Source organism: Spirosoma flavus (assembly GCF_054778555.1).
In genome coordinates, this window is record NZ_BAAGZL010000005.1 from 85,272 (window position 1) to 98,083 (window position 12,812).

Annotated in this window: 12 protein-coding genes; 2 read left to right on the forward strand and 10 right to left on the reverse strand. The window is 47.9% G+C overall.

Translation table 11 applies throughout. The features are described 5' to 3' along the window. Positions 1–119 precede the first annotated feature (119 nt). Both ACYVF1_RS24105 and ACYVF1_RS24110 read right to left on the reverse strand, forming a co-directional pair. Entirely contained in the window at positions 120–1,262 is a 1,143-nt protein-coding gene (locus tag ACYVF1_RS24105; protein WP_461083724.1) for an efflux RND transporter periplasmic adaptor subunit, read from the reverse strand. Positions 1,263–1,663: 401 nt separating this feature from the next. Continuing rightward, positions 1,664–2,554 (reverse strand): alpha/beta hydrolase, encoded by an 891-nt coding sequence (locus tag ACYVF1_RS24110; RefSeq protein WP_461083726.1) that lies wholly within the window; start codon positions 2,552–2,554, stop codon positions 1,664–1,666. 262 nt (positions 2,555–2,816) lie between these two features. Here ACYVF1_RS24110 and ACYVF1_RS24115 point away from each other — a divergent pair, with 262 nt between their 5' ends. Beyond that, positions 2,817–3,461 (forward strand): hypothetical protein, encoded by a 645-nt coding sequence (locus ACYVF1_RS24115; RefSeq protein ID WP_461083728.1) that lies wholly within the window; start codon positions 2,817–2,819, stop codon positions 3,459–3,461. A gap of 42 nt (positions 3,462–3,503) precedes the next feature. Here ACYVF1_RS24115 and ACYVF1_RS24120 read toward each other — a convergent pair whose 3' ends face one another. Both ACYVF1_RS24120 and ACYVF1_RS24125 read right to left on the reverse strand, forming a co-directional pair. Further along, a complete protein-coding gene (locus ACYVF1_RS24120) occupies positions 3,504–4,133 on the reverse strand; it encodes an NUDIX hydrolase (protein ID WP_461083730.1) in 630 nt (209 codons plus the stop codon). An 84-nt stretch (positions 4,134–4,217) separates the two neighbouring features. Further along, positions 4,218–5,801 carry an NAD(P)/FAD-dependent oxidoreductase gene (locus ACYVF1_RS24125; RefSeq protein WP_461083732.1) on the reverse strand — a complete coding sequence of 528 codons (1,584 nt, stop codon included), beginning with the start codon at positions 5,799–5,801 and terminating at the stop codon, positions 4,218–4,220. A 201-nt stretch (positions 5,802–6,002) separates the two neighbouring features. Between ACYVF1_RS24125 and ACYVF1_RS24130 the strand changes: the two genes are divergently transcribed. Beyond that, complete coding sequence (locus ACYVF1_RS24130) at positions 6,003–7,970, forward strand: glycoside hydrolase family 88 protein (RefSeq protein WP_461083734.1); 1,968 nt, start codon at positions 6,003–6,005, stop codon at positions 7,968–7,970. A gap of 61 nt (positions 7,971–8,031) precedes the next feature. Here ACYVF1_RS24130 and ACYVF1_RS24135 read toward each other — a convergent pair whose 3' ends face one another. The 6 genes from ACYVF1_RS24135 to ACYVF1_RS24160 all read right to left on the reverse strand — a co-directional run bounded on the left by ACYVF1_RS24135 (position 8,032) and on the right by ACYVF1_RS24160 (position 12,756). Beyond that, entirely contained in the window at positions 8,032–8,421 is a 390-nt protein-coding gene (locus ACYVF1_RS24135; protein WP_461083736.1) for a VOC family protein, read from the reverse strand. A gap of 18 nt (positions 8,422–8,439) precedes the next feature. Further along, the gene (locus ACYVF1_RS24140) at positions 8,440–9,090 is read right to left on the reverse strand and encodes a carbonic anhydrase (protein ID WP_461083738.1); all 651 of its coding nucleotides are present in this window, start codon (positions 9,088–9,090) and stop codon (positions 8,440–8,442) included. Positions 9,091–9,276: 186 nt separating this feature from the next. Next, positions 9,277–10,080: a diadenylate cyclase CdaA gene (gene cdaA / locus ACYVF1_RS24145; RefSeq protein ID WP_461083740.1), complete on the reverse strand. Its 804-nt coding sequence runs from the start codon at positions 10,078–10,080 to the stop codon at positions 9,277–9,279. Positions 10,081–10,265: 185 nt separating this feature from the next. Beyond that, entirely contained in the window at positions 10,266–11,216 is a 951-nt protein-coding gene (locus tag ACYVF1_RS24150) for a ribonuclease Z (protein WP_461083742.1), read from the reverse strand. 4 nt (positions 11,217–11,220) lie between these two features. After that, positions 11,221–11,637 carry an STAS domain-containing protein gene (locus ACYVF1_RS24155; RefSeq protein ID WP_461083744.1) on the reverse strand — a complete coding sequence of 139 codons (417 nt, stop codon included), beginning with the start codon at positions 11,635–11,637 and terminating at the stop codon, positions 11,221–11,223. 180 nt (positions 11,638–11,817) lie between these two features. Continuing rightward, positions 11,818–12,756 carry a phosphoribosylaminoimidazolesuccinocarboxamide synthase gene (locus tag ACYVF1_RS24160; RefSeq protein ID WP_461083746.1) on the reverse strand — a complete coding sequence of 313 codons (939 nt, stop codon included), beginning with the start codon at positions 12,754–12,756 and terminating at the stop codon, positions 11,818–11,820. Between the last annotated feature and the right edge of the window lie 56 nt (positions 12,757–12,812).

Genomic DNA, 12,812 nt, shown 5'->3' on the forward strand with positions numbered 1-12,812 from the left:
GTTATAGAGTTGTAAGGTTGTACCGTTATAGAGTTGTAATGTTATAGACCGGTTCGCCGGTGCGGTTGTAAGGTGTTTTGCATCAGCAACCTTTACAACTCTATAACCTTATAACTCTTTCAATTTTGGGCAACTTTGGGGCCATTGCCGGGCAGCGCGATTACTTTTCCAACTTTAACGGGTGAGTCGGGTTTGAGGAACAGCAGCCCCGTTGTTGCAACTGTATCTCCGGCACTTAAGCCTGATAATACCTGAATAGTGCCAGCCGTTCGCAGGCCAGTTTTTACATCTTTAAATACCGCTTTGCCATTTTTAACTAAAATGACCTGATTCGTTCGGGTTTGCGGAATAACCGCCTGCGTCGGTACAACAAGACTTTGTTCATTCTGAACGGTCAGTGTAACACGGGCAAACGTACCGGGGCGGAACCGCGAGGATGCGTTGTTGACCCGCGCCCGAATCCGCAGGTTACGGGTTTGCTCTTCTACGCCTGGCTCCACGGCATACACTACACCCTGACTTGGCTGCGCGGTCCCATCAACTAAAAACGAAACTGTGCTGCCGCTTCGCACATAAGGACCGTATTTTTCAGGAATTGAAAAATCAAGTTTTAAAGATGATACCTGCTGTAACCTAGCAATCAGTGTGTTCGGTGACACCACAGCGCCAGGGCTAACATTCCGCAGACCAATAACACCTGAGAACGGTGCCCGAATTTCAGTACGTTGCAGATTTGCTTTTACCAGGTCGATATCGGCCAGCGACGATTGCAGATTCGTTGTCACAATGTCATATTCCTGCTGGCTGATACCACCACGGGCCAATAGCTGTTTGTTACGTTCTTCAGTTCGCCGGGCGTTATCGGCCTGGGCCTGAAGTTTCTGAAGCTGTGCCCGCAAATCAGCGTCGAAGAGCTTGACCAGTAGCGCGCCTTTGGCCACAGGCTGCCCTTCCTGAATGTTAAGTTGTGTAATACGTGCCGATAATTCAGGATAAATGTCGACCTGCTCGGCCGCTAACAGAGAGCCACTCGAGACAATATCTTCCTGAAGCCGTTTCGCAATCACGACAAAACCGTTGACGTTGGTTGGGGGAGCATCCTTGCCTCCCTTACCACCGGGACCTCCACCCTGACCACCTCCCCGGCCCCCACCGCCAGGACCACCGCCCGAAGCTCCGGGAGCTGGATGTAATATTTTATTATACACAATAATCCCGCCGACAACCAGAGCGACGAGGCCGATAGCAATCCACCTTTTCACAGAGAAAAAATTAGCAAGAGAGAACGAAGAAATTAACCGTACAAATTACGTATTTGTTACAGACTACAAAGCTATTGATGTTTAAGACTATATCAATCGACCTTTACTTCTCCGAAATGAGTTTTTTATAAACACTTTTTGGGAATATCCTACTGAAAGGCAACGCTTTATGCGTAAAAACGCCTAAGAAATTCTAGGTATACGTAGCAATAACGCGATTAGTAGATCAATGTTCGACGTATATAGCTGATTGTTTATCAAAATGATACGTTCGTCGATACTAAACCCGAGAGATGGATTGTTTTCAGGAACTACTTAGCTACGCCTAGAAATGATACGTTGTAAAAAAGAGGTTAATGCCTGAAAATATTTCTACAACCTGAAGTTTACTACGTATTGAGTTAAAGTACAGCGGCACCGTTAGCTTTCAGAATTTTGCTGAAAAAGATCAATTGATAGGGTAAGGCGTTTTCCCAGTATTCCCAAGTATGCGCGCCGGGTCGTTCGATGTAATCGTGCGGGGTCTTATTATCGAGCAATCGACGGTGCAGATCCCGGTTGGTATCGATCAAAAAATCATCCACGCCAATATCAAATATAAGTGGCAAATTATTGGCCTTCAGTTGGTCCGCCAGCGTGACCATCGTGTAGCCCGGATAAGGAGCATCGCCCTCCTTTGGCGGACCCAGCAATTTTTTGAAGTTTTCGCTGCGGGATTGCGCAAATTCGGCCGGTACTTTCCATCTCGCTGTATTGATGTTCATCACGCCACTCATACTGCCAGCGGCCGCGTACAACTCCGGGTGACGACAGGAAATGAACATCGCTCCGTGCCCACCCATGCTTAGTCCGGCAATGATACGTCCTTTGCGCTCACGAATAGTTCGGTACGTATTATCGATTTTATCGATCAATTCCTTCGAGATAAACGTTTCAAACTGACTTGTTTTTACCAGCGGACTATCGAAATAATAACTGGTGGGGTCTCCATCGGGTGTAACGATGATCAGATTGTATTGGTCAGAGAGTCGGTGCAGGAGCGATTTGTCGGGCGTTTTTGTCAGCCAGTCGCGGTAGCTGCCCGTGCCACCGTGGAGCAGATAAAGCACCGGAAATGGTTGCCCTGCTTTGCGCATTTTTTTGTCGGCGTAAGAGGCTGGTAATACAACAGCGGCACGTAGCGTACGACCCATACTGGCGCTCGGTATGTCTAACGTATCAACTTGTGCGGCTGTACTACGTAGTGAAATACTGAGCAAAATCAGGCAAATGAGCAGGTAGCGAGTAGGCATAAAAGTAGATTTTCCTGACTGTGGCAGTTAAACAGTCGAAATGTAGATGATTTATGACTTTGCATCAAACTACATATTGTTGATTTTTTAATGATTTCGGCGAATGTTCTCTTTTTTGATTACTCCTCGCGAAACCAAACGTATCGATTTCCGTCTAAGGAGAGGATTCGAAAACCAAGAACCAGAAAGCCGTGGCCGAACTCTATTTCGCGACGGGCACAGCGGACAATTTCTCCGTATATTGCAGTAAACAAGCAACGCCATGATACCGGTTGAGGAGAAACGTAAGCCCCGAAAAACAGCCCTGACGCCCGAACAACGTCGGCAGCAGCAACTTCTGCTAAGTCAGCTCGTCTACGAAATGGACGAAAAGCCGATTTATTACGCAGGCTATCGGGACGTATTGAAAGGGCTAAAAGAGCCAGAAGAGATTATGGGGTCTAGTGGATTGCAGAGTTTTTTAGTTGAAATAGTTCAACGTTTTCTATTCGCTCACCCGTATAACAAACGCTTGCGGATAATGTCCAGTGAGGTAGGCGTTCAGATTCGCAAGAAAAAATGGCGTTCGTGCGATATTGCTATTTATGAAAAAGAACGACTAAAAGGGTATGTTTTCACAAATAAATACATGGAAATAGCACCCGATTACGTGATTGAAATTGATACTAAAGCTGACCTGACCAAATACCGGTTCCAACACGATTACTTTATAAAAAAAAGCCGTGAACTGCACGAGTTTGGCGTTAAGAAAGTAATCTGGATTTTTACCGAACACACCCCCGTTATCTGGGAATCTGAATCGGCTGATTCCATTCTGATTCGTGATGGTTGGGACCATGACGTAACCATCACTGAAGGGATGATATTTAATCTGGCGACTTTGTTTAACAGTGCTCAGCAGGAGTGATTTTTATAAATACGTAAATGGTTTTATTAATAGACGTAGTAACTACGAATCCATTACCATCAGTAATTCGCTGATCATCATAGCCGTAGCTCCCCAAACCCGATGTCCTTGAATCTGATAAAAAGGGGCGTCGATCATCATTCCTCGCACTTCAATCTGGCTATCACCGACGATAGTTTCATCCAGAAGTGTTTCTAAATCAACTTCAACAACTGCCTCAACTTCGTGAGGATCGGGGTAAAAATCGGGTCGGTAGGGGAGAACACCAACTACCGGCTGCACAAAAAAATTGCTGGGTGGAATATATAATTCGGTCAGTAATCCCAGCACCTTTACATCCGATACCCGAATGCCGACTTCCTCCTGCGCTTCTCGCAAGGCCGTGCGGACAAGATTTTCATCAAATCGTTCCATCCGACCACCGGGAAAAGCCATTTGTCCCGCATGTACGCCATCATACTGCGGACGTAGTATCAAGGGCAGATAGATCGATTGCTGATAAGGATAAAAACAGATCAACACCGCACTTCGACGGGTTCGCTCGTTGGGCTTGATGCCCATCCGATACCGATTCGACGACGCCATCTTCCGATGGGCCGCTTCACCCGGCAACGGCTGCTGTAACCGCTGGCGGAGATCTTCGGTAAAGGTATGAAACGAGGTATCAATCATGTTTGAATTTACAGTCGTCGGTCTATCGTTATTAGTTTGTAATTGCTGTGGTAAAACCTTATTGCACAGCTAACTACTAACAATTTATTTATAAAGTTTAACCAATTCTTCTGCGCATCGTTCGCCATCCATAGCAGCCGACACGATACCACCAGCATAACCAGCCCCTTCGCCACAAGGAAACAGTCGCCGAATGCCGACATGTTCACACGTATCGCGGTGACGAGGGATACGTACCGGCGATGACGTTCGGCTTTCTACGCCGATAATTTGTCCATCGTTACTCAGATACCCACGCATTTTTCGGCCAAAATCACGTAAGCCCTGACGTAACGGCTGGGCAATGTGGTCAGGTAATACGTCCATCATATCGACCGAGGCCAGCCCCGGCTGATACGAGGTCGGTAACAGTTCATTCGATACACGTCCGTCTACAAAGTCGGCGATACGTTGTGCTGGAGCCGTTTGTGAGACTTCAGCTCCTTCGCGGTTCCCCTGGCGACAAGCCCACCGTTCGAGGTCCTGCTGCAGGATTAGGCCTGCCAGCGGGCCAGCATCGGCGTAAGGAGCCAGGTCGGTTTCGGTAATGGCCACTACCAGTCCCGAATTGGCGTATTGCGAATCACGACGTGATGGCGACATGCCATTGACAACCAGCTCGCCCGGCGACGTAGCAGCGGGCACGATAAACCCACCCGGACACATACAAAACGAAAAAACGCCACGTTCTACCCCCTTAAATTTCGTTTGCGTTACTAAACTATAGGAAGCAGCCGGAAGGTACTCGCCCCGATTTGGTCGATGGTATTGAAACTGATCAATTAACGATTGCTGATGTTCAATCCGTACGCCCATCGCAAATGGTTTTGCCTCGATATGGACGCTACGTTCGTGCAGCAGCTGAAAAATATCGCGAGCCGAATGCCCCGTTGCCAGGATGACGCCAATGCCCGTCAACGTATCGCCATTAGCCAAAATGACACCCTTTATTTGTTCGCCATCTAGCAGAATATCAACTACTTTGGTGTCGAAACGAACCTCGCCACCGGCCAGTATGATACTGTTTCGAAGGTCGGCCACTACGTTTGGTAGCTTGTTAGTGCCAATGTGCGGATGAGCATCCACCAGAATTTGTTCGGTAGCACCGTGGGCTACGAAAATTTCCAAAATCCGTCGGACATCGCCCCGTTTGGTCGAGCGGGTGTACAATTTTCCGTCGGAATACGTACCAGCTCCTCCTTCACCAAAGCAATAATTCGATTCTGGATTTACTACGTGGTCTTTATTGATCGCTGCCAGGTCGCGACGGCGAATGCGTACATCACTACCACGCTCCAGTACAATTGGCTTAATGCCCAATTCGACAAGCCGCAAAGCAGCAAATAAACCTGCTGGTCCGGCACCGACGACAATAGCTTGCGGAGCCCGGCTGACGTCAGTCTGAGGTTTCTGGTACCGGAGAAGTGGGGGAGGTGTTTCACCCGCGAAGACGTCTGTTTCAACCTGGACCCGCACCTGACGGTTTCGGGCATCGATGGACTGCCGACGTTTCCGGACAACAATATCGTCGGTATCGGGCAGAGAAAGTTGACGTAGCACCTGCTGACGGAAAACCGCTTCGTTGAGTGCTTCTTCGGGGGAGAGAGCCAGCGAAAGTTGATGAATCATACGGAAATAGGCCGGTATTTATTCGGCAGAATTAATGTACTACGTATGGTTACGTTACGTGGATAACAGGCAAAAATTAGTTTGGGTTCTCCAAAATATGGCGACAATGAATGACGCTAACGAAGTGGCTTAAGGCAGTCATAAGCAGTAGAAATTACTCGTTCTTACCTATCTTATAGCGACAAGCAAAGATAATTAACAATGAGAATTCTACTGTTACCGGTTATGCTGGCATTCGGCCCAATTGCCCTAGCCCAGACGACGGTTAAACCCAGTGCCATGCCGTGGTCGCAGCGAATGGCGGCTTCTATTATGGACAGTAATCCTGACTCGATTTCATACAGAAGAGATGGACGGCAACTGCCCTCGCACTGGGATTATGAAAAAGGTGTGTTGCTGGAAGGCATTAAACAGGTTTGGTACCGAACGGCCGATGATACGTATTTTAAATATATCCAGAAAAATACGGACATGTTTGTAAAGCCGGATGGTGATATTCGCACCTACCGGCTGGACGATTATAACCTTGATTTCATTACACCCGGTCGATCGGTATTGTTATTATTTCAGCAGTCGTTGCCTGGGAAAGAGAAGTACCGGAAAGCGGCCGATTTGCTACGTAAACAGCTGGCTGGGCAACCCAAAACTAAAGAAGGTGGTTTCTGGCATAAGAAACGGTATCCGTACCAGATGTGGCTCGACGGGTTGTACATGGCCGAACCGTTTTTTGCAGAGTATACCAAACTGTTTGGCGATCCGAAACAATTCGATGAGGTTATCAATGAGTTCGTTTGGATGGAGAACCACGCTCGGGACCCTAAAACCGGTCTGATTTACCACGGTTGGGACGAAAGCCGCGAGCAGAAATGGGCCAACCCTAAAACGGGAAATTCGCCGAACTTCTGGAGCCGGGCAATGGGCTGGTATGCGATGGGACTTGTTGATGTACTGGAAATAATACCTGAAAATCAACCTCGCCGGAAAGAACTGCTGGCAATTCTGAATCGGTTGATGCCGGCGATAGTAAAGTATCAGGACCCTAAATCGGGTTGCTGGTATCAGATAACGGACCGAATTGGCGACAAAGGTAATTATCTGGAAGCATCGGGTTCGAGCATGTTTGTGTACGCGCTGGCGAAAGGTGTACGGTTGGGTTATCTGCCCGCGTCACTTCTGGCAAATGCCCGCAAAGGCTACGATGGCATGTTGAAGAATTTCATCTCTACCGACGAAAAAGGTATGATTCATCTGGAGAAAACCGTGCTCGTTGGCGGGCTGGGTGGCACGCCATACCGCGATGGTAGCTATGAATATTACCTGAGCGAACCCTTACGGCAGGATGATCTGAAAGGTGTAGGTCCGTTTATCATGGCGAGCGTTGAGATGGAAATCGCTGATGAAAATGCTGTCGGAAAAGGGAAAATGGTGGCCGTTGATACCTATTTTAATCACGAATCACGGAAAGATTACAACGGGCAACCCGAACCTTTCCACTACACCTGGGACGACCGGCAGCACTCCGGATTTTTCTGGTGGGGAAATATTTTCAAGCAGTTAGGTGCCAAAACTGCGACGATTGCCGGTCCACCAACAGCCGCTACGTTAAAAGGCACGGACGTATATATTATTGTCGACCCCGATACACCAAAAGAAACTCCTTCACCCAACTACGTTAGCGAGAAAGACGTAGCGGCCATTGCTAATTGGGTGCAAGAGGGCGGTACGTTGGTGCTCATGGCCAACGATACGTCGAACTGCGAGCATAAGCAATTTAACAAACTGGCGGCTCGTTTTGGGATGCAGTTTCTGCCTAAAAACCGGAACATGGTTCAAGGCGACAAGTTTGAGCAGGGGAAAATTAACATACCAGCGGGCAACGGCATTTTTGCCGACACCAGAGTTGTATATATTAAGGAGTTATCGCCACTAGATGTGAAAGCGCCTGCCAAAGCGGCTGTAACCGACGCAGGCGACATAATTATGGGCGTAGCGAAAGTAGGTAAAGGAACCGTTTTTGCGGTAGGAGATCCCTGGCTTTATAATGAATATGTAGACGGGCGGAAGATTCCAGCCCAGTACGAGAATTATCGGGCTGCTAAAGAACTCGCTGAGTGGCTGCTACGTCAGGGAGCGGCTGGAGCACCTGCAAAGGCAACGAGTAAGCCATAATTTTTTGTCCTGCTGACGAAGCCGAGCCGCCGGCTTCGTCAGCAGGACAAAAAATTATGATCTAACCAGGGCCGATCAAATCCCACAGATTACCGTATAAATCTTCGAAAACAGCTACCGTGCCGTATGCTTCATTCGCCGGTTGACGAACAAAATTAATCTCGTTGGCTACCAGTCTATTATAATCACGCCAAAAGTCATCGGTGTGCAGAAACAGGAAAACCCGCCCACCTGTCTGATTCCCTACGCGACTTTGTTGTTCAGACGTAGCGGCTTTCGCCAGCAATAAACAACACTCACCTGGACCTGTTGGCTTGACCAGTACCCAGCGTTTCGTTTTGCTTAAAGGTGTGTCTTCGACTAGCGTAAAGCCTAATTTCTGCGTATAAAACGTAATGGCTTCGTCGTAATCGTCGACGACAAGGGCAATGTGGGCCAGTCGTTGGTTCATGCGATGGTAACGAACGTATTAAACGACTGGAGCACCCGAATCTTTAAATCGGTAAATGGCCAGGTTTGGCTGGAGATCGTCAATGGAAACCTGCATGTCCTTGAGTTGACCATTTGCCAGATCGTATACCCAACCATGCACTTTGATGTCCTCACTTCCGAACAGACGCTTTTGTACGAAGTTGAGTTTCATTACGTTCAGGCATTGCTCACGTACGTTCAACTCGACCAGGCGTCGGTGTCTGGCTTCACCGTCTTCAATGGCATCCAGCTCTTCTCGGTGCAGGCGATAAACGTCCTGTATGTTACGTAGCCAGGTATTCATGTAGCCAAAATCATCGTGGGTGGTAGATGCTTTAATCCCACCACAGCCGTAGTGTCCGCAGACGATAACGTGCTTAACCATTAAATTTTCGACAGCATACTGCAATACGGCTAGTGAACTGATATCGTTGTTTGGAACCAGATTGGCAATATTGCGATGGATAAACACGTCTCCTGGTTTGGTACCCATAAATGCGTCTGGCGATACGCGGCTATCGGAGCACCCAATGTAGAGAAATTCGGGGGTCTGGTTCTTAGCCATTTCCGAGAAATAGCTCGAGTCGAGGTTCAGTTGCTGTTGTACCCACTCTTTGTTATGGCTGAATACCTTATCGTACAAACTCATAAAACATTATTGTTTTAAGTCAAAAATGATTACTGTCAACTAATTTTCTACAGAGTATTCTCAATAGAAATTAAAAACGGCATTCCAGAAACGAAGTATTTACAAGACCGTTTGAGGCAAAAGTAAATTAAAATCGAATTAAAAGGAACGAGACATCTTTCCCGTTTTGCCAATCGTCATTTATTATCAGCCCTGCTCACGTAAGTACCGCTCCAGACGGCTCTCCAGCTCAGGCAAACTTAAATTGGTAAACAATTCGCCGTTGATGGCCAGCGCCAACCGCCCACTTTCTTCCGAAATTGCAATCACGGCAGAGTCGGTTGCTTCACTCATGCCCAGCGCAGCCCGGTGACGGAAACCAAGCGAAGGCGGAAGTTCATCGTCTTCTGAAACGGGCAGAATACAGCGGGCGGCCCGAATACGGCCATTACCAATAATAACGGCACCGTCGTGCAACGGACTGTATTGACTAAAAATAGCGAGTAGAAGCGATTTTGTTACGTCGGCGTCGATCAGCTCACCCGATTGGGCAAATTTTTCGAGATCGTCATTTTTCTGTAGCACCAGTAACCCTCCGGAAAACTCAGCACCCAACGCTTTGCAGGTATCCAGAATAGGTTTTAGCGGGGTGTGCGTTTCGGTACGTTCGGTGGTATTACGTAGCAGCCATCGTCGAAAAAAACGGCTGTTGGTGATGTTCGTCGATTTGCCGATGAGAAGTAGAAATCGCCTGATTTCATGCTGGAAAATGATAATCAACGCCAGGGCACCGACGCTGATAAAATACTCCAGAATAGTAGTCATCAAATTGAGACCCAAGGCTTTGACAAGCAGATAAGCCAGGTAAACGAGCAAATACCCGACAAAAACCCGGCTGGCTACGCTTCCCCGAACAAGGTTATAAATCTGATAAATGAGCAGAGCCACCAGGCCAATATCAAGCAAATCGAGCCAACTGATGTCTAAGAATCCCAGGCGAAAAGCCAGCATTACGAAAGGAGTCAGGTTTAAGGGGCTAAATATAAACAGAACAGAATTCAGTTGACGTGAGTGAACAGGATTCTTAGCGCCCGGCATGTTTAAGGGCCAACGTAGTGCTACGTTGCCTTATTTGTGCCAACAACCCTTGAACAAAAACAGCCCACTGATTTGGCAGCGGGCTGTTTTTGTTAATCTTACAAATGAATTGTTTGTCCTTCGATGGCAAGGTAAGTTTCAGGAAACACAGCACGGGCTTCTTCCTGAAACTGATCGTACTGTTTGTAGCGCGACGAAAAATGACCAATAAGCAGGCGGCCTACGTGCGCTTTAGCTGCAATAGTAGCGGCTTGCCGGGCCGTTGAATGGAAAACTTCATCGGCTCGTTCGGCATTGTCTTCCAGGAAAGTCGCTTCGTGGTAAAGCAGATCGACCCCTTGAAGCAGCGGAACCAAAGCTTCAACGTAGCGTGTATCGGAGCAAAACGCATAAGAGCGAGGCTCTGGCCCTGGCTCGGTATACGTAGCAGTCGCGTACAAAACCTGTCCATTGGCATCTACTACGTCCCGCCCATCCTTCAACTGCTTTAGATACTCGATCGGAATATCGACGGGCAATTTATCCCGTAACAACCGAGCTTTTGCGGGTTTTTCGCGAAAAAGATAGCCTGTACAATCGATACGATGTTCCAGTGGAATAGACTGCACAGTCATCTGCGCATTGTCAATTAGTATAGACGATACGTTCGGGTCAACAGGTTGATAATGAATAGTATATCCTAATCTTGAATCAGAAATGCGAAAAATAGTGGTGAGAATCTCGTCGAGTCCTTTAGGGCCGAACAGGTATAAGTCTTCCGTCCGTCCGGCCAGATTAAAGGAGGATAGGAGAGGAGCCAGCCCGAAATAATGGTCGCCGTGTAAATGACTGATAAAAATATACCGCAGCCGCCCGGTTTTGATACGTTGCTCGATCAACCGAAACTGAGTGCCTTCGCCACAATCGATAAGCACGTATTCATTGCCAACAGTCAACAGTTGCGACGTCTGATGAAGCTGGAGGGTAGGCGTAGCAGAGCCTGCTCCCAGCACCGTGAGTGCAAACGGTTGGTGACCTGAACGATGGGGATGGCTTTCCTGAGCAGTCATTACGTTAGACATCGGCGCGACCGACGCTACTTTCGGCGTCGTACTCATCATCATCTTCGCTCCGAAAATCGTTTTCTAATTCATTCATGAAAACAGCATCGATCGCTTCTTCAACCGTTGGTAAAATGGTTAAATCGCCGATATTAGCCCGATCCAACGTATCGATCAAGCTGTCATTTTTGGTCACCAGTACCAGCAACCCGAGTTCGTTTGCGCACTGTCGACTGATTTTACGAAGACTCATAACGCCTGCCTGATCAACGCCCTGAACAGGAGCTACATCAACAATGATATTGCTGTACCCTTCCCGAAACAGATTTCGACTTAACGTCTCGAAGGTGGTGTTTAAGGTTTCGTCAAATTGGTTTTCCGCTAACCGGATGAGCGCGTATCGCTCGTTTTTTTCAATGGTATAGTTCATGTTAGAGGCTACGTTGCAGAATCGAAAAAAGTGAGGAAACAGTCCATAGTTATCTGACAAGAGAGATTAGAAATGGCCGATTGTCATTCGTCGTTACGTTAGTGGCAACAAACTATTGATCAATTTTAACTACGACTACTGACTATAGATTACCTACTTACTTTTCCAGTACTGATACGTTTATTGATTGAGAATACGCAAAATATTGGCTTCAAGGCGTTCGAGCGGATTTGTTGAATCGGCCGGCTGGAACGACTGTCCCGTTACCGTTTCAAACAATTCGATATAGCGCTTGCTAATCTGCCCGATCCACTCGTCCGACATGGCCGGTACGGTTTGCCCGGTTTTTCCCTGAAAGTTATTGGCAATAAGCCATTCTCTAACGAATTCTTTAGATAATTGTTTTTGCGGTTGCCCTGCCTGTTGATTCGCATCGTAGGTGTCGCCATAGAAATACCGCGAAGAGTCAGGTGTGTGGACTTCATCGATAAGATACACCTTTCCGTTCAGGCTTCCGAACTCGTATTTGGTATCGACCAGAATCAGCCCCTGTTCAGCGGCCATTGACGTACCACGCTCAAATAAAGCCAGGGCGTACTGCTCCAACTGAACATATTCACTTTCAGAAACAATACCCTGACGTAGTATTTCTTCACGACTAATGTCTTCGTCATGTCCTTCGTGCGCTTTCGTCGACGGCGTAATAATTGGCGTTGGAAGCCGGTCGTTTTCGCGCAGTCCCTCCGGGAGCGATACGCCACAAAGGGTTCGGTGCCCATCGCGATACGTCCGCCAGGCGTGGCCGGCCAGATACCCACGTACTACCATTTCAACGGCGTAAGGCTCACAACGTAGCCCCACGCTCACGTTTGGATCGGGTACGCCCAAGAGCCAATTCGGAACAATATCGCTGGTTGCCTGTAAAAAATGAGCGGCCGTCTGGTTCAGTACCTGTCCTTTAAAGGGAATGGCCCGAGGTAGTACTACGTCGAAAGCTGAAATTCGGTCGGTGGCAACCATGATCAGCTTTTCCGCGAACGAATACACATCGCGCACTTTACCCCGATAAAAGCCTGTCTGGCCGGGAAATTGAAAATTAGTTTCCTGAATGGCGTTCATGCAGTAAGGCGGGCGGAACCGGCAGCGGCCGACCATCCGCAACTTTGAGTTAGTAA

Coding starts and splice junctions, on each gene's coding strand:
- cdaA (WP_461083740.1), bottom strand. CDS start 10,080: ATGCTGGCTTTTCGCCTGGGATTCTTAGACATCAGTTGGCTCGATTTG.
- ACYVF1_RS24110 (WP_461083726.1), bottom strand. CDS start 2,554: ATGCCTACTCGCTACCTGCTCATTTGCCTGATTTTGCTCAGTATTTCA.
- ACYVF1_RS24125 (WP_461083732.1), bottom strand. CDS start 5,801: ATGATTCATCAACTTTCGCTGGCTCTCTCCCCCGAAGAAGCACTCAAC.
- ACYVF1_RS24155 (WP_461083744.1), bottom strand. CDS start 11,637: ATGAACTATACCATTGAAAAAAACGAGCGATACGCGCTCATCCGGTTA.
- ACYVF1_RS24150 (WP_461083742.1), bottom strand. CDS start 11,216: ATGACTGCTCAGGAAAGCCATCCCCATCGTTCAGGTCACCAACCGTTT.
- ACYVF1_RS24160 (WP_461083746.1), bottom strand. CDS start 12,756: ATGAACGCCATTCAGGAAACTAATTTTCAATTTCCCGGCCAGACAGGC.
- ACYVF1_RS24135 (WP_461083736.1), bottom strand. CDS start 8,421: ATGAACCAACGACTGGCCCACATTGCCCTTGTCGTCGACGATTACGAC.
- ACYVF1_RS24130 (WP_461083734.1), top strand. CDS start 6,003: ATGAGAATTCTACTGTTACCGGTTATGCTGGCATTCGGCCCAATTGCC.
- ACYVF1_RS24115 (WP_461083728.1), top strand. CDS start 2,817: ATGATACCGGTTGAGGAGAAACGTAAGCCCCGAAAAACAGCCCTGACG.
- ACYVF1_RS24120 (WP_461083730.1), bottom strand. CDS start 4,133: ATGATTGATACCTCGTTTCATACCTTTACCGAAGATCTCCGCCAGCGG.
- ACYVF1_RS24140 (WP_461083738.1), bottom strand. CDS start 9,090: ATGAGTTTGTACGATAAGGTATTCAGCCATAACAAAGAGTGGGTACAA.